The 25768-nt window shown below is 63.0% G+C and carries 21 protein-coding genes; 16 read left to right on the plus strand and 5 right to left on the minus strand.

The features are described 5' to 3' along the window. Positions 1-7: 7 nt before the first annotated feature. The gene (locus HCN50_RS11675) at positions 8-376 is read right to left on the minus strand and encodes a hypothetical protein (protein WP_171709778.1); all 369 of its coding nucleotides are present in this window, start codon (positions 374-376) and stop codon (positions 8-10) included. Positions 377-641: 265 nt separating this feature from the next. On the opposite strand from HCN50_RS11675, the gene HCN50_RS11680 reads away from it, so the two are divergent. The 6 genes from HCN50_RS11680 to HCN50_RS11700 all read left to right on the plus strand — a co-directional run bounded on the left by HCN50_RS11680 (position 642) and on the right by HCN50_RS11700 (position 8049). After that, entirely contained in the window at positions 642-2297 is a 1656-nt protein-coding gene (locus HCN50_RS11680) for an efflux RND transporter periplasmic adaptor subunit (RefSeq protein WP_171709779.1), read from the plus strand. A gap of 14 nt (positions 2298-2311) precedes the next feature. Next, a complete protein-coding gene (locus HCN50_RS11685) occupies positions 2312-5440 on the plus strand; it encodes an efflux RND transporter permease subunit (RefSeq protein WP_171709780.1) in 3129 nt (1042 codons plus the stop codon). A 27-nt stretch (positions 5441-5467) separates the two neighbouring features. Beyond that, positions 5468-5842: a hypothetical protein gene (locus HCN50_RS11690; protein ID WP_171709781.1), complete on the plus strand. Its 375-nt coding sequence runs from the start codon at positions 5468-5470 to the stop codon at positions 5840-5842. A gap of 30 nt (positions 5843-5872) precedes the next feature. After that, complete coding sequence (locus HCN50_RS34235; protein WP_283812067.1) at positions 5873-6004, plus strand: hypothetical protein; 132 nt, start codon at positions 5873-5875, stop codon at positions 6002-6004. Positions 6005-6051: 47 nt separating this feature from the next. After that, positions 6052-6438: a twin-arginine translocation signal domain-containing protein gene (locus HCN50_RS34770; RefSeq protein ID WP_171709782.1), complete on the plus strand. Its 387-nt coding sequence runs from the start codon at positions 6052-6054 to the stop codon at positions 6436-6438. Positions 6439-6633: 195 nt separating this feature from the next. Continuing rightward, on the plus strand, positions 6634-8049 hold the full coding sequence (locus tag HCN50_RS11700) for a PQQ-dependent sugar dehydrogenase (RefSeq protein WP_171709783.1): 1416 nt from the start codon (positions 6634-6636) through the stop codon (positions 8047-8049). Positions 8050-8130: 81 nt separating this feature from the next. Here HCN50_RS11700 and HCN50_RS11705 read toward each other — a convergent pair whose 3' ends face one another. Next, a complete protein-coding gene (locus HCN50_RS11705; protein WP_171709784.1) occupies positions 8131-9024 on the minus strand; it encodes a ferritin-like domain-containing protein in 894 nt (297 codons plus the stop codon). A 1252-nt stretch (positions 9025-10276) separates the two neighbouring features. Between HCN50_RS11705 and tolQ the strand changes: the two genes are divergently transcribed. The 7 genes from tolQ (at position 10277) to pal (ending at position 18097) form a co-directional block, all read left to right on the plus strand. Further along, positions 10277-10990 carry a protein TolQ gene (gene tolQ / locus HCN50_RS11710; protein ID WP_171709785.1) on the plus strand — a complete coding sequence of 238 codons (714 nt, stop codon included), beginning with the start codon at positions 10277-10279 and terminating at the stop codon, positions 10988-10990. A 36-nt stretch (positions 10991-11026) separates the two neighbouring features. Next, positions 11027-11503 carry a biopolymer transporter ExbD gene (locus tag HCN50_RS11715; protein ID WP_171709786.1) on the plus strand — a complete coding sequence of 159 codons (477 nt, stop codon included), beginning with the start codon at positions 11027-11029 and terminating at the stop codon, positions 11501-11503. 56 nt (positions 11504-11559) lie between these two features. Next, entirely contained in the window at positions 11560-12492 is a 933-nt protein-coding gene (tolA, locus tag HCN50_RS11720; RefSeq protein WP_171709787.1) for a cell envelope integrity protein TolA, read from the plus strand. Between the two features lie 71 nt (positions 12493-12563). Beyond that, positions 12564-13895, plus strand: coding sequence for a Tol-Pal system beta propeller repeat protein TolB (gene tolB / locus HCN50_RS11725; RefSeq protein WP_171709994.1), 1332 nt, complete (start codon positions 12564-12566; stop codon positions 13893-13895). A 183-nt stretch (positions 13896-14078) separates the two neighbouring features. Continuing rightward, a complete protein-coding gene (locus tag HCN50_RS11730; protein ID WP_171709788.1) occupies positions 14079-16403 on the plus strand; it encodes a putative bifunctional diguanylate cyclase/phosphodiesterase in 2325 nt (774 codons plus the stop codon). Between the two features lie 167 nt (positions 16404-16570). Continuing rightward, the gene (locus HCN50_RS11735; protein WP_171709789.1) at positions 16571-17311 is read left to right on the plus strand and encodes an N-acyl amino acid synthase FeeM domain-containing protein; all 741 of its coding nucleotides are present in this window, start codon (positions 16571-16573) and stop codon (positions 17309-17311) included. A 294-nt stretch (positions 17312-17605) separates the two neighbouring features. After that, on the plus strand, positions 17606-18097 hold the full coding sequence (gene pal, locus HCN50_RS11740) for a peptidoglycan-associated lipoprotein Pal (protein ID WP_171709790.1): 492 nt from the start codon (positions 17606-17608) through the stop codon (positions 18095-18097). Between the two features lie 119 nt (positions 18098-18216). Here pal and HCN50_RS11745 read toward each other — a convergent pair whose 3' ends face one another. Further along, a complete protein-coding gene (locus HCN50_RS11745) occupies positions 18217-18540 on the minus strand; it encodes an alpha/beta fold hydrolase (RefSeq protein ID WP_376700278.1) in 324 nt (107 codons plus the stop codon). 50 nt (positions 18541-18590) lie between these two features. Between HCN50_RS11745 and ybgF the strand changes: the two genes are divergently transcribed. The 3 genes from ybgF (at position 18591) to ftsH (ending at position 22996) form a co-directional block, all read left to right on the plus strand. Further along, on the plus strand, positions 18591-19727 hold the full coding sequence (ybgF, locus tag HCN50_RS11750; RefSeq protein WP_171709792.1) for a tol-pal system protein YbgF: 1137 nt from the start codon (positions 18591-18593) through the stop codon (positions 19725-19727). Positions 19728-19777: 50 nt separating this feature from the next. Further along, on the plus strand, positions 19778-20812 hold the full coding sequence (tilS, locus tag HCN50_RS11755; protein ID WP_171709793.1) for a tRNA lysidine(34) synthetase TilS: 1035 nt from the start codon (positions 19778-19780) through the stop codon (positions 20810-20812). A 261-nt stretch (positions 20813-21073) separates the two neighbouring features. Then, positions 21074-22996, plus strand: a complete 1923-nt coding sequence (gene ftsH / locus HCN50_RS11760) for an ATP-dependent zinc metalloprotease FtsH (RefSeq protein WP_171709794.1) — start codon at positions 21074-21076, stop codon at positions 22994-22996. A gap of 56 nt (positions 22997-23052) precedes the next feature. Here ftsH and HCN50_RS11765 read toward each other — a convergent pair whose 3' ends face one another. Both HCN50_RS11765 and metE read right to left on the minus strand, forming a co-directional pair. Continuing rightward, the gene (locus HCN50_RS11765; protein ID WP_171709795.1) at positions 23053-23253 is read right to left on the minus strand and encodes a hypothetical protein; all 201 of its coding nucleotides are present in this window, start codon (positions 23251-23253) and stop codon (positions 23053-23055) included. Positions 23254-23402: 149 nt separating this feature from the next. Continuing rightward, the gene (gene metE, locus HCN50_RS11770) at positions 23403-25757 is read right to left on the minus strand and encodes a 5-methyltetrahydropteroyltriglutamate--homocysteine S-methyltransferase (RefSeq protein WP_171709796.1); all 2355 of its coding nucleotides are present in this window, start codon (positions 25755-25757) and stop codon (positions 23403-23405) included. Positions 25758-25768 lie beyond the last annotated feature (11 nt).

Raw genomic sequence — 25768 nt, forward strand, 5'->3', positions numbered from 1 at the left:
GCTCGGCTTAGAGATACGCATTCAGCCGCAGGCGTGATGCCCCCATGGCGCCTGACGGCGGATACAGCCGCCCATCTGCGAGAAGCGGGTGGGCGGTTTGTTCTGTATGGACGGCAACCTTGAAACGCTGTAACTGCGGCGGCGTTCGTCCTATAATCGGCAGATGATGTTCCTTGGGATGATACAGCGAATGGTCGGAATGGCGGTGGTCCTGGCCGTGCTTTCGTTCATCCCGTCTGCAGCCAAGGCCCATTCGGGTCATCAACATCATGCCGCGCACCACGCGGGCATTGCATCCCCTGCGATGGCAAGCACCCACTACCAGGCCGTTCTCTCCGCCGCGGTGGAGGCGGAGCTTGATCAGGATCGAAATCAAGCGTCTCCGGAAAGGCCGTGCATGGGCGGATGCTGCTGCTCGGCGTTCGGCTCGTGTTGCCCCTCGGGACTTCCCAGTGCCTCGCTATTCCTTCCTTATCTGCAGACTGTCTCGCGCCTGAGTTTTCCGCCGTCGCAAGCGGGGGTACGCCGCTCCCCCGAATCTTTCGAGCGTCCTCCCAGAACGTCCCTCTGAGTGCTGAATCCGCGTGAGCGCGCCCGCATGGCGCTTCTCGCGGCACGAATCTCGAGTGAGGACGACTGCCATGTTTCGAAAGTTTCGGCGCATCTCGTGCGCCATCGCCTTTGCATTTGTTGCGACCTGCGCGACGCTGACGGTTGCACCGGCCCATGAAGGCCATGACCACGCCGATGAACCGCAGGCGGGCGTCAGCGCTGCGCCGCGCGGCGAAGCCATCTCCGCAGACTTTGAGCTGGTTGCCGTCGCTCGCGGCGACGCCGTCGATATCTATGTCGACCGTTTTGCGACCAATGAGCCCGTCACCGGCGCCGGCCTGATCGTTGAGACGCCTGCCGGGCCTGCCACGCCGATCGAGCAGCCGGATGGCGCCTATCGGCTGGCGGCGCCCTGGCTCGCCAAGGGCGGCCGAACCGATCTTGTCGTTTCGATCACGGCGAAGGACCTGACCGACATCCTGCCGGTAAGCATTGAAACGCCACCGCAGACATCGGCTTCGCCGGTTGCGCATGCGGGATGGTCAGCCGACCTGCGCACGGTTCTGTTCGTTGTCGCAGGCTTCGTTGCAGGTGTTCTTGTCGCGCTGGTTGCGCTGCGCCGCCGCCGCGCGGCCCTGGTCGCGCTGGCTTGCATGGCACTCGCCGGCAGCGTGCAGCATGGCAGGGCGCATGAAGGCCACGGTCATGAGGAGGAAAAGGGGCAGGTCGCGATCAGGGCAAATTCGGAGGAACGTGCCCAACGTCTTTCGGATGGCACGGTGTTCGTACCGAAGTCGGTCCAGCGCATCTTTGCCCTACGTTCGCTGCTGACGGAGACGGCGCGTCATCCCAAGGTCGCCGAGCTTCCCGGCCGTATCATTCCGGACCCCGCCGCCAGCGGCTACGTGCAGTCCGCTGTCGGTGGCCGGCTGTCGGCGTCGCCGGGCGGCTTTCCCAGGCTCGGCACCCGCGTGAAGCAGGGCGAGATTCTGGGCTACGTCACGCCGCCCCTGCAGGCCATCGATCTGTCCGACATGCGCCAGCGGCAGGGTGAACTGGATCAACAAATCTCGATCGTCGAGCGGCGCGTGGCGCGCTACGAGCAGCTCGCGGCAGGCGGGGCCGTTTCCCGCACGCAGCTCGAAGAGGCCCGCCTTGAGCTCGAAGGCTTGCGCGACCGCCGCGCCTCGATCGAGAAGGCCCGGCGCGAACCCGAAGCGCTGGTCGCGCCGGTGGCCGGCGTGATCGCGGAAGGCACCGCAGTCGCCGGACAGATCGTGCAGCCGAGTTCGATCGTCTTCAACATCGTCGATCCGTCGCGCCTGTGGGTCGAAGCATTGAGCTTTGAGACCATCGAAGGCGCAACGAGCGCGCGCGCCACGACCTATTCCGGCCGGAGCCTCGACCTCGAATATCGCGGCGCCGGCTTTGCCGATCGCAGCCAGTCGGTACCGGTGCATTTTTCCATCGTCGGCGATACCGCCGGCCTGAGGGCAGGGCAGTTCCTGACCGTCCTCGTCCCGACGCGGGAAGAGAAAGAAGGAATCGCGGTCCCGCGCACAAGCCTTGTCCGCGGCTCGAACGGCCAGGACTTCGTCTATGAGCATGTCGGACCCGAGCGGTTCGCGCCGCGGAGCGTGCGCGCGGAGCCGCTCGACGGCGCGAACGTGCTGATCATGTCCGGCGTCGCCGCCGGCAAGCGAATCGTCTCGCAAGGAGCCGAGCTCCTTGAACACGTACGCTGAAGGGAGGCGTCTCGATGTTTTCGCTTCTCGTCGCCGCCTCGCTCCGCAACCGGCTTTTCGTGCTCGCGTTGGCCGGCCTGCTCGTGATTCTCGGCGCCCACACCGCCCGACAACTCCCCGTGGACGTATTTCCTGATCTTAATCGCCCGACGGTCACGATCATCACGGAGTCCGAAGGCTACGCGCCGCCCGAGGTCGAGCAGCTCATCACATTTCCGATCGAAACCCAGATGAACGGCGTTCCCGGCGTCAGCCGTGTTCGTTCGGTTTCGGGAATCGGGCTTTCGATCGTCTACGTCGAGTTCGACTGGGGAACGGATATCTACCGCAACCGGCAGCTCGTGGCCGAGCGTCTCGCCCGAGTTCAAAGCCAGCTTCCCCTCAATGTCACCTCGCAGATCGCCCCGATCAGCTCGATCATGGGGCAGATCCTTCTCGTGGCCGTGACCTCGAAGACGGCATCGCCGATGGAAGTGCGCGAGGTCGCCGACTTCACGATCCGTCCGCGCCTGCTCGCCATCCCCGGCGTCGCACAGGTGATCCCGATCGGCGGAGAGGTCAGGCAATACCGGATTGCGCCGCAGCCTTCCGCGTTGCGCGCGCTTTCGGTGAGTTATGAACAGCTTGAGCTTGCACTTGCCCAGTTCGGAACCAATACCGGAGGCGGCTTCACCGACCAGAACACCCGCGAGTACCTGATCCGGAATATCGGACGGACGACGAGCCTGGAGGATCTGCGAAGCATCGTCGTGGCCACCATCGACGGCAGGCCGGTCTACATGCGTCAGGTCGCGGATGTCGACTTCGCCCCGAAGATAAAGCGCGGCGATGCCGGCTATATGAGCAAGCCCGCCGTCATTGTCTCGGTCGAAAAGCAACCCGGCGTCGATACCGTGCGGTTGACGGGCCAGATCGAGCAGGCGCTTGCCGAGCTCGCGCCGTCGCTTCCGTTCGGCATCAAGGCCGATGAGGTCGTGTTTCGCCAGGCGGATTTCATCGAGAACTCGCTCCACAATGTCGGCCGGGTTCTGATCGAGGCGGCGATCGTCGTCTCGGTGATCCTGTTCGCATTCCTTCTCAATTGGCGCACCACGGCCATCTCGCTCACGGCGATCCCCGTGTCGATCCTGACCACGGCGATCGTTTTCAAGCTGCTTGGTCTGTCGATCAATACGATGACGCTCGGCGGGCTTGCGATTGCCATCGGCGAGCTGGTCGACGATGCGGTGGTCGATGTCGAAAACATCTTCCGGCGGCTGCGGGAAAACAGGGAGCTGGGCAATCCGCGGAGCGTGTTCGACGTCGTCGTTACCGCCTCGAGCGAGGTCCGTTCCGGCATCGTCTATGCGACGTCGATCATCGTGCTGGTGTTCGTGCCGCTGTTCGCGCTCTCCGGCGTCGAAGGGCGCCTGTTCGCGCCGCTCGGCCAGGCCTACATCATTTCCATTCTCGCAAGCCTGGTGGTCTCGATCACGCTCACGCCGGTCATGGCCTATTACCTGCTGCCGGGCGCAAAACGCATGGCGGAGGGCGAAGGCTGGCTGGTGCGACAGCTCAAGCGCATCAACCGCGCCGCCCTTGATGCGGCTTTCGTCCGTGGCAAGCTTCTGCTGGCGCTGACCTTGATCACGGTGGGGGCGGCGGGTTGGGGTGCATTCCAGCTCAAGCGGGCCTTTCTCCCCGCATTCAACGAAGGCACGTTCACCATCAACCTCGCCTTCAATCCCGGCGTTTCGCTGGCAGAATCCAACCGCGTCGGCGCGATCGCCGAACGGCTGCTGCTGGACGTTCCGGAGGTGATCAGCGTCGGCCGGAGGACCGGCCGCGCCGAGCTGGACGAGCATGCGGAAAGTGTGCATTCCTCCGAGCTCGATGTCGCCTTGAAGCATTCGGATCGCGCGAAGGCGGACATCGTTGCCGACATTCGTTCGCGCCTCGCCGTCCTGCCGCTGTCCGTCAACGTCGGACAGCCGATCTCGCACCGGCTCGACCACCTGCTCTCCGGCGTCCGGGCGGAGATCGCCTTGAAACTGTTTGGCGAGGATCTGGACACCCTTCGCGGCACCGCAGAGGAAATCCGCAGCCGGATCGCCGGTCTGCCCGGCATCAAGGACCTGCAGGTCGAAAAGCAGGTGCGAATTCCCCAGCTTGAAATCCGCGTCAACTATACCCGCGCCGCGCTGTACGGGGTTCAGCCGGGCGCGGTCGTCGAGCAATTGTCGCGGCTGTCGAGCGGCCGCGTGATATCGCGCGTCGTCGACGGCTATCGCCGTTTCGACGTTGTCATGCGCCTGCCGGACCGTCTGCGAACCACGGAAAAGCTCGGCGATCTCCTGATCAAGACGCCGACCGGATGGATACCGGCGCGGCAAATAGCCGATATCACCGAGACCGATGGACCAAATCAGATTTTGCGGGAAAACGGACGGCGGCGCATCGTCATATCAGCCAATTCCGACGGCAAGGTCGACATGGCGAGGCTGGCTGAGGGAATTCGCGGCGAGCTGCAGGCGGCGAAACTGCCACCGGGCGTGACCGCAAGCCTCGAGGGTACCTTCCAGGCGCAGGAAGAAGCGAGCCGGACCATCGGCATTCTCGCCCTCATCTCGCTCTCGCTGATCTTCGCGATCCTGTACAGCCGCTATCGGTCCGCGGTGCTGGCGCTGATCATCATGGGCGGCATTCCACTCGCCTTGATCGGCTCGGTTGCCGCGCTGGCCATCACCGATCAGCCGCTCTCGGTTGCGAGCCTGGTCGGGTTTGTCACGCTCACCGGCATCGCCGCGCGCAACGGCATTCTCAAGATCAGCCACTATATCAATCTGGCGCTGCATGATGGCATGGCATTCGGGAAGGAGCTGGTCGTCCGGGGAAGCCTCGAGCGGATGACGCCGGTTTTGATGACGGCGCTGTCGGCGGGGGTGGCGCTGGTGCCGCTCCTGATCGGCGCCGATGAATCGGGCAAGGAGATCCTCCATCCGGTTGCGGTGACGATCTTCGGCGGCCTCGTCAGCGCGACCCTGCTCGACACCGTCGTGACGCCGGTGCTGTTCCTGTGGTTCGGGAAAAAGCCGCTTGCGCGTTTGTTGCAACGGCAGGCCGCCGAAACGGGCAAACGAACCGCTCCGGCCCACTCCTACTGAAGCAACGCGGGAAAAGGAAGAATTCACATGAGACACAAAGGTAATGTCGTTCGTTTTGCGCTTCTGATGGCCTTGATCGCCTCGCCGGCCGCCGCTCACTCATCGAAAGGGCCGCATGGCGGGCGGCTTGCTGAGGCAAAGCCCTACCACGCCGAACTCATCACCAAGGGCGACAGTATTGAAATCTTCATCAGCGACGCCGATGAAAGGCCGATGAATGCCGCCGGCTTCAAGGGCATCGCTATCTTTCAGGTTGGCGGCAAGGCGGAAAGGATCGAGCTACGGCCGGGCGAGTCGGGTGCGCTTGCCGGAAAAGCGCCGTCGCCACTTCCGCAAACCGTCAAAGGCGCTGTCCAGCTCACCGGGCCGGACGGAAAGACGACGAACGCGCGTTTCGACTAACTAACAGCGGAGGTGGGAAGAAGAGGTAGTATGGCTGCCCTGATTTTGTGGGAGGCCGCCATCGCTTGGCGCTCCTCGACCTTAAGCTGCGATCAGTCTGACCTCGCTGAAGGAAAAGTCGGCAATGCGCGGAACAACGTTTCCTTTGGTCAATTGTTTTGATCATCCAGGAGACCGCGAATGGTCCCTCCACAACCAGGAGGACACCCGTGAGCGAGCACTCGAACAAGGAATCCATTTCGCGTCGTAATTTTATTGGAAAGACCCTTTGTGGAGCGGCACTTGCCGGCGCGGCGCTGCCGGCATGGGCGGCGCCACCGATTACACCTCTACCATTACATGATGGGCTGCGGCACGAGATACGCGGCCGGCGAAAAGTCAGCAAAGCATCGGCCCAGTATCGTGATAGTCCAAATGGATCGCAGCGCTGCAGCGGCTGCGTCAATTTCCGCGCGGGGACCTGCGCGATCGTCGAGGGACCCATCAGCCCCGACGGCTGGTGTCGCCATTACCGAGCCGCTGGTAGAGGCCGAGCCCCCGGAGCGCCCGGAGCATCCGGCGGCGGAGGTGCGCGTGGGGGCGGAGGCAGTTACTAGAATTGCCCCCAACGCGAGAGCGGCACCGTAGGCGGTGGCTGCGCAACAGGCTGTGCCGCGACCATGGCGGCGTAGCAATGAATGTCTGGGCGGCAGCAAGACGACTGGGACAGACCACTGATCGGCCTGAAGGCGGCCCTGCACTCAAGTGTCTTGAATTTGAAAAGCCTGACTCGACTTCCAGGGAGGATCGCAATGAAAATCCCTTCTTCCCGCCTCGTGACCCTTTCGGCAGGTCTCGTGGCGATTGGCTTCGCGCTTGCACCAGCCTGGGCTCAGCGTAAAAACGCGCCCGCCGCTCAGCCCACGGCAGAAATGCCGGCGGACCCGGCGCTGTTGCCTGACCAGGAACTCGGACGCCGGTTCACGGTCAAGGCGGAGGACCTGCCGCCCCCGAAGACCGGCCCGGTCGTCACCAGTCGCTCCCTTGTCATTCCCCACCAAAGCCAAACTCCCCGCGTCCCTGACGGCTTCATCGCGACCGCTTTCATGACCGGCCTCGAGCATCCGAGGCGTTTGCTTGTGCTGCCGAACGGCGACGTGCTCCTGGCCGAACAGAAGGCAGGCTATCTCACATTGCTGCGCGATGAGGACGGGGACGGCAAGGCTGACTGGATTCAGCGCCACGCGGAGGGATTCAACCAACCTTACGGACTCGCTTGGCGGGACGATCACGTCCTGGTCGCGGATCAGGACGGGATCTGGAAGGTACCCCACCGGCTTGGCGCATTGCGTCCAGGCCGCGGTGGCGAGCAACCGAAGGCTGCCGATGTGCCGCCGGATCAGCGCAAACCTTCGCCCGCCGTGGTCGGCGAGGAAATGATCACCAGGAAGGGCGTATTCGGCATCGTTCAAGGCCATACGAGCCGACACCTCGCGATTGACGCCAAGACTGGCGAACTTTTCGTCGGCGTCGGCTCGTCCGGCAACATCGGTGTTGAACCGGAAGTCAAGGCGACTATCCAGCGCTTCGATCCCAACGGCACGAACCAAGTCACATTCGCTTCGGGATTGCGCAATCCGACGGCGCTCGCCTTCGAACCTGGAACGGGCGATCTCTATGCGGTGGTTCAGGAGCGCGACGGTCTCGGCGACCGGCTTCCGCCCGATTATCTGACGCGTGTCGAGAAGGGCGCCTTCTACGGCTGGCCTTACGCATATATCGGTCAGCACCCGCAGCCCGGTTTCGCCAATTTGAAACCAGACAAGGTCAAGGCTTCAATCAAGCCCGACCTTCTGTTCGAAGCGCATTCCTCGGCGATGGATCTGGCGTTCTACAATGGCGAACAGTTTCCGCTCGAATTCCGCGGCGGTGCCTTTGTTGCCCTCAAAGGGTCGTGGAATCGATCCGAACCGACCGGTTACAAGATCGTGTTCGTGCCGTTCAAGGATGGCCGTCCGCAAGGCTGGTACCAGAATTTCGCCGTCGGCTTCTGGGTCTCCGGCAAGCATCGGGCGGAGATCTGGGGCCGACCTGCCGCGCTTGCGATTGCCAAGGACGGTTCGTTGCTCGTTGCGGACGATACCGGCGGCACGGTCTGGCGTATTGCTTACACAGGGCCTCAGAACCCCACGGGCAAGCCCGATGGCAATACGGAGGCGCCACGCTAGCTTGAATGCCCGTCCGAACAGCCAGCGTGGCGGATGCCGGCACGGTTACAACCTGGATTCGTGCGGCAGAGTGAGTTGCAGTCAGGTGCTCCTGAGCTCTCCGTTCATTCCGTTCGGGTAGAACCCGCCTTTGCTGACGCCCGCCTTGTCGGTCAGATAGACGATGCGCAGCACCGCCTGCGGCGTGCGATGGAAGACGATCGCGTCCGGGGTCGAAGGCACGAAATTGGCTTTGCCGTCGACCCTGATCCCCTGGTCTTCTTTTTCGGGGGTCCCGTCGATTTTATCCCGCGCATCCGAAATTGCATTGGCGGCGTCCCATGCCTTCTCGCCCATCATGTAGAGCTGGGAGCGCGCCATTCCCATGTGGTAGGCCTCAACGGCAAGAATTCCGGCCGCCGCCTCCACGAATTCCTTTTTCTTAAGCAGGGGAGCCGCGCCCGCATAGGCGGTCACGCCGACGTCTTCGAACAGCATGCCGCCAAGCAGGACGGACATATCGTCGGCAAAGGGGTCGAAATCGGCAGGCAATCCGGCTGCCTCAGCAGCCGCCTTGAAACCGGCGTCGAAGTCGATCGCAGGCCGTGAAATGGCGCTTCGGCCAAGCGTCTTGCGGTAGAAGCGAACGTGAGCCAGTTCGTTCTCGGCTGTCTCTTCAATGAACTCTCGGATCGCTTTCTCCTTGAATTGGGCCTCGTGACCGCCCACAACCCTGCCGGCATCCATACCGGCATCGCTATCGCTAATGCCCTTGCCGGTGGTTGCGCGCAGATAGAACTCGGCTTCCATGTATTCGAGGTTCAGCGCGAAGGTGAAAATATCCTCGTCGTCGATCGCTGCTCCCTTCTTGCCGATCCCGACGCCGGTGGTCTCGCGTTTCTGCTGGGCATAGGCGGGTGGAATGAGCAGTCCCGCGAGTCCTGCGACGGATAGGCCGGCGATCGATTGCCGGCGGGAAATGCGCAATGCATTCATGGCGTAACCTCCTCCGTTCTGGATTGAGGGCCGCGCCACTCACTGTTCAGCTCTTGAGGGCGCTCATGGCGCGACCTCGGTGCCAGCTCCTGCTGGAGCGGTACAACGTCAGGCCACGGATCACGTTCCAAGCGAAGCGGAAACCACGCAGCACGACGTCGTGAGGCCGCCGCTCAGGCGACCGCAAGGCGAATTGCCTCACCGCGTGCATAAGCGAAATTTCAGTGCATGGCCGCGACAAATCAACGACGGGAGCAAATCACTTCTGATTTTCAGAAATCGTGTCAAGCCCACAAATCAAAAATATTCCGCTTTCGTTCGCACCCAAATCAGTCGCATAACTCCGCCGGTCTCACCGCAGATGAGGGGCGCTCGCGAACGTCACGAACGCGCGGTGAGATGCGATGGACGCGGATGGCGCGAGAGACGTTGCGCGCGGTAAGCGTACGGCGAAGTCGTGTGGTTCGGACGCCGCGGTGCTGGCGTTAAGTCCTTAAGAAGCGAAAGCTGCTCAGGGGCGACGGAGGCAAAAGAGCCGTTCTCCGGGGAGAGCACGAAGTAAGCCGTAAAGCATTGCGCAGGGAAGGCCGGGATGCTCCCGCTGTACCTGTATGCTCGTGTGCATTTTCTTTATGCGCAAGCAGCACACGAGACCGCGGGTGCGGCGCGCACCCGGTCTTCCCTGCGCCCTCTGAACGAGAGGGGGGCAAAGAAGACGCAAAGCTCGGGCAGTTCATGTCGCGAGATCGCCGTCTCATATTCAGTCGTCATCCCCGCGAAGGCATTCCAAAGACGCCAGTGATCGAACCGAGAGGCCGCGGCGTACTGGATCCCCGCCTTCGCGGAGATGACGATGAAGAGAGCCGATGGTCGCTCATCGGCTCGCCAACGCCTCGCCATCCCGAACGGCGAGGCCACCGGACGCCCCCGCAACCTCCGGGAGGGCATGGAACCCGGACCTCGACCCCCGTAACGGCCCGGCCGGGCTGGACTTCCGGCAGGCAAATTCCCTATTGGTAACCTAAAGTTAACCAAGCTTAGCGTCTGGTTAGGGACGGAATGACGCGCTGACAGCCCTCGTTTTGACATGTTGGCAGGGGAAGCAAGGCCCGGCTTTCGGCGGGCCCCCCATGCGACACAAGAGAGGCTTCTCGCGCTGGCGCAAATCGCCGCGCCCGACGCGCGGCTGTGAAACCGGCAGCCATTTGCTCCCGGAGGAATTAGGGACACTTGCGTTGAGAGGATACCGCTCATGAATCCCGCCGACGTGGCTCCGTCAGCCCTGCCGATGGTCTCGGCCGACGTGTCGCTGATCGCGCTGTTCCTGCAGGCGCACTGGGTCGTGAAGACCGTCATGCTGGGATTGCTGGCCTGCTCGGTCTGGGTCTGGGCGATCGCGATCGACAAGATTTTCCTTTATTCGCGCACCAAGCGGTCGATGGACCGCTTCGAACAGGCGTTCTGGTCCGGTCAATCGATTGAGGAGCTCTACCGCGCGTTGTCGGCGAAACCGACGCAATCGATGGCCGCCTGCTTCGTCGCAGCGATGCGCGAATGGAAGCGCTCGTTCGAGAGCCAGTCGCGCTCCTTCGCCGGCCTGCAGATGCGGATCGAGAAGGTGATGAACGTCTCGATTGCGCGCGAGGTCGAGCGGCTGGAGCGGCGGCTGTTGGTGCTGGCAACCGTCGGTTCGGCGGGGCCGTTCGTCGGCCTGTTCGGAACCGTCTGGGGTATCATGTCGAGCTTCCAGTCGATCGCCGCCTCGAAAAATACCTCGCTGGCAGTTGTGGCGCCCGGCATCGCGGAGGCGCTGTTTGCGACCGCTATCGGGCTTATCGCTGCCATCCCCGCGACCATTTTCTACAATAAGTTTACGTCCGAGGTGAACCGGCAGGCGCAGCGGCTGGAAGGCTTCGCCGACGAATTTTCAGCCATCCTGTCGCGCCAGATCGACGAGCGGGCGTAGGACGGCACATGACGAGCGCATCGTGAGATTAAGATCATGGCGATGAACATGGCAGGTTCGGCTGGGGGCGGCGGTGGACGCCGCGGCCGGCGTCGTGCCGCCGTGATGGCGGAGATCAACGTCACGCCGATGGTCGACGTGATGCTGGTGCTGCTCATCATCTTCATGGTGGCGGCGCCGCTGATGACCTCGACCATCGACATCGATCTTCCCGTGGCCGGCGGCGGCAAACAGCTCCAGGCCAACGCGCCGCCGCTGACGCTGTCGGTCAAGCGCACCGGCGGTGCCTGCAATTCGAACATCGAACTCTATCTCGGCGACACGCTGGTCCCGGCCAATGAGCTCCTGCCCAAGATCACGGCGATCAAGGAGACCAGATCGGAGGCCGAGAGGGTGGTATACCTGCGTGGGGACAAGGACGTCTGCTACACGGATATGATGAAATTATTGGGGTATATTCGGCAGGCGGGGTTCAAGGCGAACATTGTGATCGTGCCGGAGCAGGGGTCCTGAGCCATGCAGCACGCGAGGGCTGACTTGGGGGAAAACTTGGGAGCGGGAAAGCGCAAGTGAAGGTCAAGGTCGACAAGACGGTTCTGGCGTCGGTTGCCCTGCACGTGCTCGTGCTGGGGTGGGTGATGCTGTCGTTCTCGACCAAGGCGCTCGAAATGCCGCCCGAAGATTCGGTTGCGGTCGATGTGGTTGACTCCAATCAGCTTGCCAAGGTGATGGCCGGCATGAAGACCGGCAAGAAGGAAAATCCGAAGCCGCTGGTCGAGAAGCTCGCCGAAGCGAAGCCCGTCGATGACGCCGTCGGCAAGATCACCGAGAAAGCGCCTGTTGTGACGGAGACTGCGGCACCGCCGCAGCCGAAGGCCGAGGAAAAGCCGGTCGAGAAGAAGCCCGACCCGCCGAAAGTCGTCGAGAAGCCGAAGGAAGAGCCGAAGCAGGTCGAGAAAAAGCCTGATCCGCCGAAGGTCGATCAGATCGGTGACACCATCAAGAAGGAAGAGAAGAAGCCGCCGCCGAAGCCGGTGCAGGCCGCCAAGCCGCCGGAGCCGCCGAAGCAGCAGCGCATCGTGGAACGGCACTTCGATCAGAGCCAGATCGCGGCGCTGCTCGACAAGCGCGACCCGACGCGCCAGGCCGCGACCGGCGACACGATGAATTCCAATGCCGCGCTCGGCACGGCCAAGGGTGCAGCCGCAGATAATTCCGCCACCTGGGGCTCGATGTTCCAGCGGCAGGTTGAACGCTGCTGGAAGAAGCCCTATGGCGGGATCGAGTCGCAGAAGCCTGAAGTTGCGTTTGCCATTCGTCTGAAGCGCGACGGCACGCTCGAAGGCGCGCCGGTTCCGGAAGGGGTTCCGGCGACACCCTACCTTCGGGTCTACCAGGAAAGCGCGCTGCGGGCGATCATCGAATGCCAGCCGTACAAGCTGCCGGCGGCGTTCTATGACGAATGGAAATATTTCGCGCCGGTGTTCAAGGAAAAAGTCTGATTGCGCTCGCCGGTGGGCGATCACACATGAGCAAGATCGAAGCGATGACTTATAAAGATGGATTGCCGAACATGTCGTTCCGCCCGAGCCGCCGGCAGGTTCTTTCTGGTATGGCTGCGCTTGGCGCATTTGCAGGCGGTCCCAATGCGTTCGCGCAGGCACCAAAGCGGGTGCCAATTCAAGAGGGCGAGTTTACGCCGCTTCCGATCGCGATTACGAATTTCGTGGCGGGCACGCCGGGTGACGCCGAGGTCGGCGTCGGCGTGTCTCAGGTCATCACCAACAACCTCAAGCGCAGCGGGTTGTTCGCGCCGATCGATCAAGCCGCCTTCATCGAGCGCATCACCAATCCCGACAACCCGCCGCAATTTCAGAGCTGGAAGCAGATCAGCGCGCAGGCGCTGGTGCTGGGCCGCATGACCCGTCAAGGCGACGGCCGCCTCAAGGCCGAATTCCGCCTCTGGGACGTCAACACCCAACAGCAGCTCGCCGGCCAGCAATACTTCACTTCGCCGGAATATTGGCGGCGCATCGCCCACATCATCTCCGACCAGATCTACGAGCGCCTGACCGGCGAGAAGGGCTATTTCGACAGCCGCGTCGTGTTCGTCGACGAGACCGGATCGAAGGAGCGCCGCGTCAAGCGGCTGGCGCTGATGGATCAGGACGGCGCCAATGTCCGCTACCTCACCAAGGGTTCCGATCTGGTGCTGACGCCGCGCTTCTCGCCGTCGACGCAAGAGATCACCTACATGGAGTTTGGCCAGGGCGATCCGCGTGTCTATCTGTTCAACGTCGAGACCGGGCAGCGCGAGATCGTCGGCAACTTCCCCGGCATGTCGTTCTCGCCGCGGTTCTCTCCGGACGGCCAGCGCATCATCATGAGCCTGCAGCAGGGCGGCAACTCGAACCTGTTCGTGATGGACCTGCGCTCGAAATCCATGACGCGGCTGACCGATACGCCGGCGATCGACACCTCGCCGTCCTATTCGCCGGACGGCAGCCGGATCTGCTTCGAATCCGACCGCGGCGGCAAGCCGCAGATCTATGTCATGCCGGCCAACGGCGGCGGCGCGCAGCGCATTTCGTTCGGCGACGGCAGCTACTCGACGCCGGTCTGGTCGCCACGCGGCGACTACATCGCCTTCACCAAGCAGGGCGGCGGCGTGTTCGCGATCGGCATCATGAAGACCGACGGTTCGGGCGAACGGATCCTCACCTCGGGCTTCCACAACGAAGGTCCGACCTTTTCGCCGAACGGGCGGGTGGTGATGTTCTTCCGCGATCCCGGCGGCAGCGGCGGGCCGTCGTTGTATACGGTCGATATCTCTGGTCGTAACGAATTGCGGGTACCAACGCCCGGTTTCGCCTCCGATCCGGCTTGGTCGCCATTGTTGTCTTGATGGAACCCGTCTGCCCGGACCACCTTGGCGTTAATGGCAAACATTGCCTAGGCCGATGATTTTTCAGGAGAATTTTGTCGCGGGCTGGTGAAAGGCAACGTGTTGGTAACGATGTTCCCTCAGAAAGACTTCATCTCCAGAGGGTAACACTACGCCTCCGACAGGACGCCAGTACATTTCCACATGCAGCTCGCAAATCAGAGCGGAGAGCCGGATCAACAAACGTCGCCGTATCTTCGCGCGGCGTTGATCGATTCGCTCTTTGAGACTTCCGCTCCGATGCTGACGGGCCTCGTCTTCGGAGCCGGCGCGGCAGCCATGACCGCGCTGAAGACGGGAGAAACCCTCATCTGGGCGTGTGTCGCGCTTCTCGTCTTCGCAGGCGTCGTCCGCGCGATTGTCCTGCAGCGCTACCACGCGCGCAAATCGATCCCGACCGTTGAGGAAGCTGCGCTGTGGAAGAAGCGCCATCTGATGGGGGCGATGATCCAGGCGGCTGCACTCGGCATATGGTGCTCCGCCACGCTGTTGGTCAGTGACGATGCGCTCGCCCATATGATCTGCTTGTCCGTCACCACCGGGATCCTGGCGTTAGGTGCGGGCAGGGCCTATGGACGGCAGTGGATATTCCAGTTGCAGGCTGCACTCATCTTTGGTCCAACTGTAATCGCGCTGGCGTTACGTGGTACGCCCTATTACATGGCCATGTCAGTCGTGTGCGCCGCATTTCTCGTGGCTGTTCTGCAAATTTCGGCCAACTTGCACAGAATATTCATGCAGGCGCTTGTGGCACGGGAGCGCGAGGCGGCGCTGGCCGGCCAGTTCGATGCCGCGCTGAACAACATGCCACATGGGCTGTGCATGTTTCGCGCCGATGGCCGGCTTGCGGTGATGAATCATCGTTTCGCCGAGATCATGAACTTGTCCGATAAATTCTTGCAAGGCGGTGCCAGCGACATCGTCTCCGCCTGCGTCGCCTCCGGCGCGATCTCGGCGGCGAGCGCCAGCCTCATCCTGCAAGAAGTCGACGATTCCCGGGCCACCGAAATCATCACGGCCGATCCGGACTTCAGCAAGAACCGATCGCTGTCCTGGACGTTCCAGCCGATGGCCGACGGCGGCACCGTCATGCTGGTGGAGGACATCACCGAGCGCAAGGACGCGGAAGCCCGGATCAGCCATCTGGCCCGCTACGACGAACTGACCGAACTCCCCAACCGGGTCAACTTCCGCGACGAGATCGGACATCTTCTGGCGGGCCATCAGGGCGCCGAACAGTTGTCAGCGCTGCTGTTCATCGACCTCGACCAGTTCAAACAGGTCAACGACACGCTCGGTCATCCCTGCGGCGACCAGTTGCTGTGCGCCGTGGCTGGTCGCTTGCGTGAAATGCTGCGGCCCGAGGATTTCGTGGCTCGCTTCGGTGGCGACGAGTTTGTTGTATTCCAGCAGAACATCCAGTCCGCCGATGACGCCGCTGGTCTGGCGCGGCGCATCGTCGATCGGCTGAGCGAGCGCTACAAGATCGACAACCATCTGGTCGAGATCGGCGCCAGCGTCGGCATCGCCATGACCTCGCGCGGCGTCAGCGCCGACACCCTGTTGAAAAATGCCGATATGGCGCTGTACCGCGCCAAGGCCGACGGCCGCGGCACCTTCTGCTTCTTCCGCGAGGAGATGGCGCAAATCGTCGAATCCCGCCGCATCCTCGAACTGGACCTGCGCAAGGCGCTGGCGAACGAGGAGTTCGAGCTGTTCTTCCAGCCGCTGGTCAATCTCAAATCCGGCCGGATATCGACCTGCGAGGCGCTGATACGCTGGAATCATCCAGTTCGCGGCACAGTGTCGCCGACCGACATCATTCCGATCGCCGAGGACATGGGCCTGATCGTCGATCTCGGCCGCTGGATCTTGCGCAAGGCCTGCATGGAATGCATGAAGTGGCCCGAAGGCGTCAGCGTCGCCGTCAACTTCTCGCCGCAGCAGTTCCATCAGCGCGATGTGCTCAGCGAAGTCCGCTATGCGCTCGAGGTTTCCGGTCTGCCCGCAAACCGGCTCGAAATCGAGATCACCGAATCCTCGCTGCTGCGTAACACGCAGTTGACCCACGACGTGCTGTCGCAATTGCATTCGCTCGGCGTGCGGATCTCGCTCGACGATTTCGGCACCGGCTATTCGAGCCTCAGCTATCTGCACAACTTCCCATTGCAGAAGGTGAAGATCGACCGCTCCTTCCTGGAAGGGATCGATAGCGACCGTCCGCTGACGCTCCTGCGCGGCGTGGCGCGGCTTTCAGCCGATCTTGGAATGTCGGTCGTGGTTGAGGGCATCGAGACCAACGAGCAACTCGAATTGATCAGCGCCGACGGAGCGGTAACGGAAGCGCAGGGCTATCTGTTCAGCCCGCCGGTCCCGGCCGTGCGCGTCCGGCAGTTGCTCAATGCGTCGCATGGTCGCCGCATGCCTGACGATCAGTTGGTCATTGTCCCTTCGCGATCGATCGCCTGACCTCAGCCTGATCAATCCCAGTGTGTTCGTGCTATCGACACAGCTACCCCGGGTTTTTGCGGGCTGCAAGGTTAACCCTAACGTGTCTAAGCCTTTGCATTTTTGTTAAGGAGCCGTTAATCTTTTAGTACTCGTGGAAGTTGTTGTCGAAGGTCAGGAGTTATCAGATGAAGCCCAGCGCCGAACCGCGCACTTCGCTCTTTGTGCCGGAGTCGGGGTTATCTGATCGCGTCGATTACCGACTCATGGAAACTCCAGAGGAAAAGGATTGCATCTATTTGATGCGTTACAAAGCCTATCTGCATGGCGGAGTAACCGCGCCGTCGGAGTCTCGGCGCGTCAGCGATCATTACGACGATGCGCCCAACGCCTGGATATTCGGAATCTATGTTGACGGAGAACTTTGTAGTTCTATCCGCCTCAACGTCGTAACGTCAGAATGCCGGATTTCCGGTTCAGCCGATTTGTTCGGCGACGTTCTTCACCCGCGCCTCGATCAAGGCGAAGTTTTCATCGATCCGCTTCGTTTGGCTGCGGACCCCGAAAAAGCGAGGCGGTTTCCTGACCTTCCCTATCTGACGGTGCGGCTGGCCTATCTGGCATGTGAGCATTTCAATGCCGATACCGGCCTCGCGCTCGTTCGTGCCGAGCACCAGGCGTTCTATCGCCGGGTATTCATGTCCGAGGTCATCGCCGAACCGCGTTCGTTTCCGGGCTTCCTGCCAAAAGTGTCGTTGCTGGCGTCCGACTACCGGACCGTGCGGGAAAAGGTCATGACCCGTTTTCCCATCATGCGTTCAACATCGGTCGAGCGCCGGATGCTGTTTCAGCGCGCCGGCGAGCGCCGTTTCTCGCCGCGTGGGGTCGTCACATCCTTCGAGCAGGCCTCGATCGTTCCGACTTCCTGAACCGGCCGGACAACGACGGACCAGACGATCCAGGCCCATAGGCCCTATCCGAATCCGCTGCTCGTCATGCCACCCGTTGCCCGAACGCCGCAAATCCGGTGATTTCGGCCCATGCGCACTTGCCTTCACCCTCGCGCCACATTTACAAACCATTAACTATCGCAGTCGCTTTTCACGGTTTGTCGGCATTTGATCGGGTCTGGCAAGGTTCCATCAAGGTTGACGGAACGTTCGTTTAACCATCGAGCTGTAGACCGGATAACAGTCGAAAAACGTGAGCGTGGAGGCTCCGGAATGAAATACCAGATGCGTATCCTCCAGGGATGGAAGCTGGCGGCTGTGGTCGCTGTGGCGCTGTCGATGGGCGCCTGCGCCAAGAACAACGTCGGCGCTGATGGAGCGATGGCGAGTGCGGCCACCCCGGGCAGCCAGCAGGATTTCGTGGTCAATGTCGGCGACCGCGTGTTCTTCGAGAGCGACCAGACAGATCTGAGCCCGCAGGCGATCGCAACGCTCGACAAGCAGGCGCAGTGGCTGCAGACCTACAACCGCTATTCGTTCACCATCGAAGGCCATGCCGACGAGCGCGGTACCCGCGAATACAACATCGCGCTCGGTGCACGCCGCGCCCAGTCGGTGCGCAGCTATCTCGCCTCGCGCGGCATCGATCCGAACCGCATGCGCACCATCTCCTACGGCAAGGAGCGTCCGGTCGCGGTCTGTAACGACATCTCCTGCTGGTCGCAGAACCGCCGCGCCGTCACGGTGCTGAATGCCGGCGCCTGAGCTGAGAGCTTCCGCAAGCTTTCAAAACCGGCGCCTTTAGGCGCCGGTTTCGTTTGGCATTACGCTGTCGGGCCAAGTGGATGCCGGCTCAGGCTAAGGAAATGCACCAAGAAGTTGATCTAGCCTCTCAGGATAAAATTCCGGATGAGTGCCAACGCTCGTTCCGGCGCATCGGGCACCACGCCATGCCCGCAATCCGCGAATCTTTCGAACTGCACGAGATGCGGCGGTAGCGCGGCGGCGATGTCCGCCTGGCTCTCGATCGGATGCATTGGATCGCCCTCACCGCCGAGCACTAGCGTCGGGCAGCGGATGCAGGGCCCCCTCGATTTGTGAACGGCCCGCCCGGCCATGCGGCTTGTCTTGAAGGAGATACTAAACCATACCGGGATCCAGTGAGCCGATTCGGAAACGCCAGTCACAATTCCGGCGTACTCCCCCACTCAATGTGTTCTGCTTTCGTTTGACACGTGATTTCCGTCGTCAGGGCAAAATGTCATCCAGAATCCTCAATGCAGCGGGCGCCGCGGCGATAGCCGCGATGCTGGCTTTGTCCGTGCAGCCCGCATCTGCACAAATCACGTTTCCATGGGAACGCGAACGCGCTCCGCAGGGCTACCCGCAGGGACAGCCACAGTCCGATGATGCCGACGCGGAAATGCGGATCCAGCGGCTGGAAAACCAGCTCCGGCAGCTGACCGGCCAGAACGAGGAGCTGCAGTACCGCAACCGGCAGCTTGAGGAGCGGCTGCGCCAGCTCGGCGCTGCGCCGCCGGCGCCGGGCGGCGGCCAGCCCCCCGTGGCGCAACCCAGCGTGGCCGCGGCGCCGCCTGCGGCTCAACCCGGCCCGGCGGCAGATTCGCAGCACGGCTATCCGCAGCAGGGCTATCGCCAGCCGCAGGGCTACCCGCAGGCGCAGCCCGGCTATGACCGGCAGCCGCAGATCGCGTCGCCCGCGCCCATCGTGCAGGAACCGGCGGCCGGCGGCCGGCGGCGCGGCGATGCCTTCGACCCGAACCAGAATCCAAACGCCCCCGGCGCGCCGCGCGCGCTCGGCGGTGGTCAGTTGCCGATCTCGAGCGAAGCGGCAGTTGGCGTCCCCGGTGGGCGCGGGCCTGGCGAGCCGCTCAATCTCGGCGGCCCGCGCGATGCCGGCGGCGCCTTGCCGCCGCCCGCTGCAGCGGCACCGCCACAACGCGGCCCCGGGCCCGGCGCCAGCGCCGCGCTCACCACGCTGCCGCCCTCGGCGACCTCAAAGGACGAGTTCGATCTCGGCATCGGCTACATGCAGCGCAAGGACTATGCGCTGGCCGAAGAGACCATGAAGAACTTTGCACAGAAATACCCGAGCGATCCGCTGGTTGGAGATGCGCAATACTGGCTCGGCGAAAGCTACTTCCAGCGCCAGCAATACCGCGATGCCGCCGAGGCGTTCCTCGGCGTGACCAGCAAGCACGACAAATCGGCCAAGGCGCCCGATGCGCTGCTGCGGCTCGGCCAATCGCTGGCGGCGCTGAAGGAAAAGGAAGCCGCCTGCGCGGCGCTCGGCGAAGTCACGCGGAAATATCCGCGCGCATCTGCGGGCGTCAAAGCCGCCGTGGACCGTGAGCAAAAGCGGGTTAAGTGCTAAAGCGGAAGCCGGTCGAGGCCGCCATCGGCCTCGGATAGACTGGCGATGCCATGCCTGACGACGACCACGCGCCGATCTCGGTGCAGCAAGCGAAAGAGCTGTTCGCGAAGTGGAAAGCCGCGCCCGCGCTGGTGCTGGCGGTATCCGGCGGGCCCGATTCCCTTGCCCTGATGTGGCTCGCCGCCCGCTGGCGCCGTGCGCTCTCGCGCGGGCCGCGCTTGATTGCCGTCACCGTCGACCACGGTTTGCGACCTGAGGCTGCGCGCGAGGCGCGCGAGGTCAAGCGTCTCGCACGCGCGATCGATGTGCGCCATCGCACGCTGCGCTGGACCGGACCTAAGCCGAAGACCGGCTTGCCGGCTGCGGCCCGCGCGGCGCGCTACCGCTTGCTGGCGAAAGCCGCCCGAGCGAGCGGCGCAACCCATATCCTCACTGCGCATACCCGTGACGACCAGGCCGAGACGCTGTTGATGCGGATGCTGCGCGGCAGCGGCATCGCCGGTCTAGCGGCGATGTCGCGCGAGATCGAGCGCGACGGCGTATGGCTGGCACGGCCGTTGCTGGACATCCCGAAATCGCGACTCGTTGCGACGCTGGACAAGGCGAAGATTGCCTTTGCCGACGATCCCACCAATCGCGACATGAGCTTCACGCGGCCGCGACTGCGCGCCTTGATGCCGGCGCTGGCCGAGGAGGGCGGCGACAGCCGAAACCTGGCGCGGCTGGCAGCGAGGCTGGCGCGGGCGAATGCCGCGATTGAAGTACTGGCCGACGGCGCCGAGCGCTATCTCGCCTTGAGCGATCCCGATGATGCCGCGCGCTTCGGGTTCGATGCGCAGGCCTTTGCCGGTCTGCCCGAAGAAATCCGGCTTCGGCTGCTCAAGCGCGCGATCGACCGGTCCGGTCACGAAGGGCCGGCGGAACTCGGCAAGCTCGAGGCGCTGCTGACGGTACTGGACAATGCCATCGCAAACGGCCACAAGCACACAAAGCTGAAACAAACGCTTGCCGGGGCGGCGATCAGCCTGATCAGAGGCCGAATTCATATCGATCCGGCGCCGCCGCGCCGGGGCAGGCGGCCGTGAGAAGCGTTCCCGTGTGGCAATATCCGCGATATTGGGACGAAGAGCCTTAACCACCCCGGAAAAACCTCGGCTTTTGCGCCATTTTTTGAACGGGAATCGCGTTAAGATGCGTTAAATAGTCCCGTGTGGTTCCCTTGGCATTGACCCGGGCGCCACCTAGATTGGATGCAGTGGACCGGGGAATCTCGCCTCCCAAGGAATATTCAAGGGCTACTGCCAAGGACATAGGGCCGCGATCCGCGCGACCACGAAGGAAGATCAATGAACGCCAATCTGCGCAACTTCGCCCTCTGGGTCATCATTGTTTTGCTGCTATTGGCATTGTTCACGCTTTTCCAGAATCCGGGTCAGCGCGCATCCTCGCAGGACATCTCGTTCTCACAGCTCCTGAGTGAGGTCGACCAGGGCCGTGTTCGCGACGTCGTGATTCAGGGGCCGGAAATCCACGGCACCTTCACCAACGGCTCCTCGTTCCAGACCTATTCGCCGAACGACCCGACGCTGGTCAAGCGCCTCTATGACGGCAAGGTCTCGATCACCGCAAAGCCTCCCGGCGACAACGTGCCGTGGTTCGTGTCGCTGCTCGTCTCCTGGCTGCCCTTCATCGCCCTGATCGGCGTCTGGATCTTCCTGTCGCGGCAGATGCAGGGCGGCGCCGGCAAGGCGATGGGCTTTGGCAAGTCGCGGGCCAAGATGCTGACGGAGGCCCATGGCCGCGTCACCTTCGAGGACGTCGCGGGCGTCGATGAGGCCAAGCAGGACCTGCAGGAGATCGTCGAATTCCTGCGCGATCCCGGCAAATTCCAGCGCCTCGGCGGCCGGATTCCGCGCGGCGTGCTGTTGGTCGGCCCTCCTGGCACGGGTAAGACGCTGATCGCGCGCGCGGTCGCGGGCGAAGCCAACGTGCCGTTTTTCACGATCTCCGGTTCGGACTTCGTCGAAATGTTCGTCGGCGTCGGCGCTTCGCGCGTCCGCGACATGTTCGAGCAGGCCAAGAAGAACGCGCCCTGCATCATCTTCATCGACGAAATCGATGCGGTCGGTCGTCATCGCGGCGCCGGCCTCGGCGGCGGCAATGACGAGCGCGAGCAGACGCTCAACCAGTTGCTGGTCGAGATGGACGGCTTTGAAGCCAATGAGGGCGTGATCCTGATCGCGGCGACCAACCGGCCCGACGTGCTCGATCCCGCGCTGCTGCGTCCCGGCCGTTTCGACCGCCAGGTGGTGGTGCCCAATCCGGACGTCGTCGGCCGCGAGCAGATCCTCAAGGTGCATGTCCGGAAAGTTCCGCTGGCGCCGGATATCAACCTCAAGACCATCGCGCGCGGCACCCCGGGCTTCTCTGGCGCCGACCTGATGAACCTCGTCAACGAGGCCGCGCTGACCGCTGCCCGCCGCAACAAGCGCATGGTGACGCAGGCCGAGTTCGAAGAAGCCAAGGACAAGGTGATGATGGGCGCCGAGCGCAAGTCGCTCGTCATGACCGAGGAAGAGAAGCTGTTGACGGCCTATCACGAGGGCGGTCACGCCATCGTCGGCCTGAACGTCGTCGCGACCGATCCGATCCACAAGGCGACCATCATTCCGCGCGGCCGCGCGCTCGGCATGGTCATGCAACTGCCCGAGCGCGACAAGCTGTCGATGTCGCTCGAGCAGATGACCTCGCGGCTCGCCATCATGATGGGCGGCCGCGTCGCGGAAGAGCTGATCTTCGGCCGCGAGAAGGTCACCTCGGGCGCTGCTTCCGACATCGAGCAGGCAACGCGCCTGGCGCGCATGATGGTGACGCGCTGGGGCCTGTCAGAAGAGCTCGGCACCGTGTCCTACGGCGAAAACCAGGACGAGGTGTTTCTGGGCATGTCGGTGTCGCGCACCCAGAACGCGTCGGAAGCGACGGTCCAGAAGATCGACAAGGAGATCAAGCGGCTGGTCGAAGAAGGTTACAACGAGGCCACGCGCATCCTGACCGAGAAGCGTGAGGACCTCGAGACGCTGGCCAAGGGGCTGCTCGAGTTCGAAACGCTGACCGGCGACGAGATCATCGACCTGTTGAAGGGCAAGAAGCCCAACCGCGAGTCGGTGCTGGAGCCGAGCACGCCGCGCGCCTCCGCCGTGCCGCCGGCTGGCAAGCCGCGCCCGCGTCCCGATCCGGACCCCGGCCTGGAGCCGCAGCCGCAGGCGTAAGCGGATCGCATCTCGAACACGAAACGCGGCGGAAACGCCGCGTTTTTTATGAGCCGTCATGGCGCCGTGGCTGGTGCCCCGAGATGTACAGCCAGGATGTGTTCCGGCGTCTCGATCACCTCGATGGTCTGCCCATCGCCACCAACGAAGGCGAGCACGGTGCGCTCGCCATCGCGCCACATGCTGCCGACGAGCGCAATGTTGATGTGGGTAGATTGCCCCGTCTCAAATCGCGTGCATTGAATCCAGAAGCGCATTGCGGTCTCCTTCGATCTGCCGTGGTAATCATAAAGCCGTGGGGCCGACAAAGCGAAGCGTGCCCACCATTCACGTCGGCGATCTCGATAGGTGGTGGGCACGGTGCGAAGTGCGCCTTTGCCCGCCCCTACGCCGCAGCGAATTCGCGCTATACGGACGCCCGCAACTCGCGAGCGGCGGCGACCATGTTGGCGAGCGCGGGGCGCACCTCTTCCCATTTACGCGTTTTCAGTCCGCAATCCGGATTGATCCAGATCTGGGCGTCGGCAAGCCGCTCGCGGGCGAGCTTGAGCAGGCTGGTCATCTCGCCGATCTCGGGCACACGCGGCGAATGGATATCGTAGACGCCGGGGCCGATTTCGTTCGGATAACGGTAATCCCTGAACGCGTCGAGCAGCTCCATCTTCGAGCGTGAGGTCTCGATCGAGATCACGTCGGCATCCATCGCTCCGATCGCGCCGATGATGTCGTTGAACTCCGAGTAGCACATGTGGGTATGGATCTGGGTCTCGTCGCGCACGCCGGACGAACAGAGGCGGAAGGCATCGACCGCCCACTCCAGATAGGCCCTCCATTCGGATTTGCGTAGCGGCAGGCCCTCGCGCAGCGCCGCCTCGTCAATCTGGATCATGCCGGCGCCGGCGGCTTCGAGGTCGACGACCTCGTCGCGGATGGCGAGCGCGAGCTGCTGGCAGGCGCGGCTCCGCGGAATGTCATCGCGGACGAACGACCAGTTCAGGATGGTGACGGGTCCCGTCAGCATCGCCTTCACCGGCTTTTTGGTCAGCGACTGGGCGTATTGCCACCACTCGACCGTCATCGGCTTCGGGCGCGAGACGTCGCCGAACAGGATCGGCGGGCGGACGTAGCGCGATCCATAGGATTGCACCCAGCCATGCGTGGTGAAGGCGAAGCCCGCGAGCTGTTCGCCAAAATACTGCACCATGTCGTTGCGCTCGAACTCGCCGTGCACCAGCACGTCGAGGCCGATATTCTCCTGCCAGCGTACGGTGCGGGCGGTCTGGTTCTGCAAATAGAGCTTGTAGGCCTCGTCTGTCAGCGCGCCCCTGGTGTGCGCGGCGCGGGCATTCCTGATATCGGCGGTTTGCGGGAACGAGCCGATGGTCGTGGTCGGGAAGGGCGGCAGGTTGAAACGGGCGCGCTGAACGGTCGCGCGCTCGGCAAATATGCTGGCGCGGAAGCGCATCGGCTCAGTGATGCCGGCGACGCGCGCCGCTACCCTTGCATCGTGAATGCGCGGCGAAGACTTGCGCGCGGCAGCAGCCCGATCGGAGGCCGTCAGGCTGGCTTCGACGACGCTACGGCCACTGGCGAGCGCGGTCCCGAGCGTGGCCAATTCCTCGAGCTTCTGCACCGAAAATGCCAGCCAACTCCTGACTTCGGGATTGAGCCCGGTCTCAAGCGCCAGATCGATCGGGACATGCAGCAGAGAGCAGGAAGGCGCGATCTGCACGCGGTCGTTGCCTAGCTTCGCAATCACGGGTTCGAGCCGGTCGAGGATCCGGCCCAAATCCGCGCGCCAGATGTTGCGGCCGTCGATGATGCCAAGCGACAGCACGCGATCCCCTGGAAAATCCGCGAGGCCGTCGATTTGCTCCGGCGCACGCACCAGATCGAGATGCAGGCCGGCAACCGGCAATGCGCGCGCGGTCTCACAATTGCCGCCGAGGCTGCCGAAATAGGTCGCCAGCATGAGCTTGAGCTGCGGCACGGCGCGCGCAATCTCCACATAGGCGTAGTGCAGCGCCTGCTGCGCGACGATATCGAGATCGAGCACGAGACATGGCTCGTCGATCTGCACCCATTCGGCGCCCCGGTAAGCCAGTTCGCGCAGCACCTCGATATAGACCGGCAGCAAGCGATCGAGCAGGGTCAGCGGATTGAAACCGGCGTCCTTGCTCTTGGCGAGTTTGAGAAAGGTGACCGGACCGAGCAGCACGGGGCGGGTCTGATAACCCAGCGCTTTCGCTTCCTCATATTCCTCGATCGGCTTGCGCGAGGCGAGCATGAATTTTTGATCCCTCGCCAGTTCGGGCACCATGTAGTGATAGTTGGTGTCGAACCATTTGGTCATTTCCAGCGCCGGCACGCCATGCCCGGTCTCATGTCCGTGATGGGCGTGGCCGCAGGCCGGCTCATGCGCTTTGTCTGGCGCGCCGCGGGCCATCGCGAAATAAGTCTCAAGCGGCACCGGGCCGCCATTCCAGCCATAGATGTCCGGAATTGCGCCGACCATCACTGAGGTGTCGAGCACCTGATCGTAGAACGAGAAATCATTCGACGGAATCACGCTGACGCCGAGCTTTTTCTGCCGCGCCCAGTTCGCGGCGCGAAGGCCGACGCCGGTTTCGATCAGCGCGTTCTCGTCTGACGCGCCCGACCAGAAGCTTTCCAACGCGAACTTCAGCTCGCGGCGTGGGCCGATGCGCGGCGTGCCGAGGGAAGCGACGGGAAGTGAAGTGGAGACTGTGGAAGTAGACATTGGCTTAACCC

Origin of the sequence: Bradyrhizobium archetypum (assembly GCF_013114835.1) — a bacterium.
Classification (GTDB): domain Bacteria; phylum Pseudomonadota; class Alphaproteobacteria; order Rhizobiales; family Xanthobacteraceae; genus Bradyrhizobium; species Bradyrhizobium archetypum.

Bases quoted from the DNA above. Each gene is read 5' to 3' on its own strand.
- HCN50_RS11680 (WP_171709779.1), top strand. From the start codon at position 642: ATGTTTCGAAAGTTTCGGCGCATCTCGTGCGCCATCGCCTTTGCATTT.
- HCN50_RS11765 (WP_171709795.1), bottom strand. From the start codon at position 23,253: ATGCGCTTCTGGATTCAATGCACGCGATTTGAGACGGGGCAATCTACC.
- HCN50_RS34235 (WP_283812067.1), top strand. From the start codon at position 5,873: ATGGCTGCCCTGATTTTGTGGGAGGCCGCCATCGCTTGGCGCTCCTCG.
- HCN50_RS11730 (WP_171709788.1), top strand. From the start codon at position 14,079: ATGCAGCTCGCAAATCAGAGCGGAGAGCCGGATCAACAAACGTCGCCG.
- ftsH (WP_171709794.1), top strand. From the start codon at position 21,074: ATGAACGCCAATCTGCGCAACTTCGCCCTCTGGGTCATCATTGTTTTG.
- tilS (WP_171709793.1), top strand. From the start codon at position 19,778: ATGCCTGACGACGACCACGCGCCGATCTCGGTGCAGCAAGCGAAAGAG.
- ybgF (WP_171709792.1), top strand. From the start codon at position 18,591: ATGTCATCCAGAATCCTCAATGCAGCGGGCGCCGCGGCGATAGCCGCG.
- HCN50_RS11700 (WP_171709783.1), top strand. From the start codon at position 6,634: ATGAAAATCCCTTCTTCCCGCCTCGTGACCCTTTCGGCAGGTCTCGTG.
- tolB (WP_171709994.1), top strand. From the start codon at position 12,564: ATGTCGTTCCGCCCGAGCCGCCGGCAGGTTCTTTCTGGTATGGCTGCG.
- HCN50_RS11735 (WP_171709789.1), top strand. From the start codon at position 16,571: ATGAAGCCCAGCGCCGAACCGCGCACTTCGCTCTTTGTGCCGGAGTCG.
- HCN50_RS11685 (WP_171709780.1), top strand. From the start codon at position 2,312: ATGTTTTCGCTTCTCGTCGCCGCCTCGCTCCGCAACCGGCTTTTCGTG.
- tolQ (WP_171709785.1), top strand. From the start codon at position 10,277: ATGAATCCCGCCGACGTGGCTCCGTCAGCCCTGCCGATGGTCTCGGCC.
- pal (WP_171709790.1), top strand. From the start codon at position 17,606: ATGAAATACCAGATGCGTATCCTCCAGGGATGGAAGCTGGCGGCTGTG.
- HCN50_RS11705 (WP_171709784.1), bottom strand. From the start codon at position 9,024: ATGAATGCATTGCGCATTTCCCGCCGGCAATCGATCGCCGGCCTATCC.
- metE (WP_171709796.1), bottom strand. From the start codon at position 25,757: ATGTCTACTTCCACAGTCTCCACTTCACTTCCCGTCGCTTCCCTCGGC.
- HCN50_RS11715 (WP_171709786.1), top strand. From the start codon at position 11,027: ATGGCGATGAACATGGCAGGTTCGGCTGGGGGCGGCGGTGGACGCCGC.
- HCN50_RS11690 (WP_171709781.1), top strand. From the start codon at position 5,468: ATGAGACACAAAGGTAATGTCGTTCGTTTTGCGCTTCTGATGGCCTTG.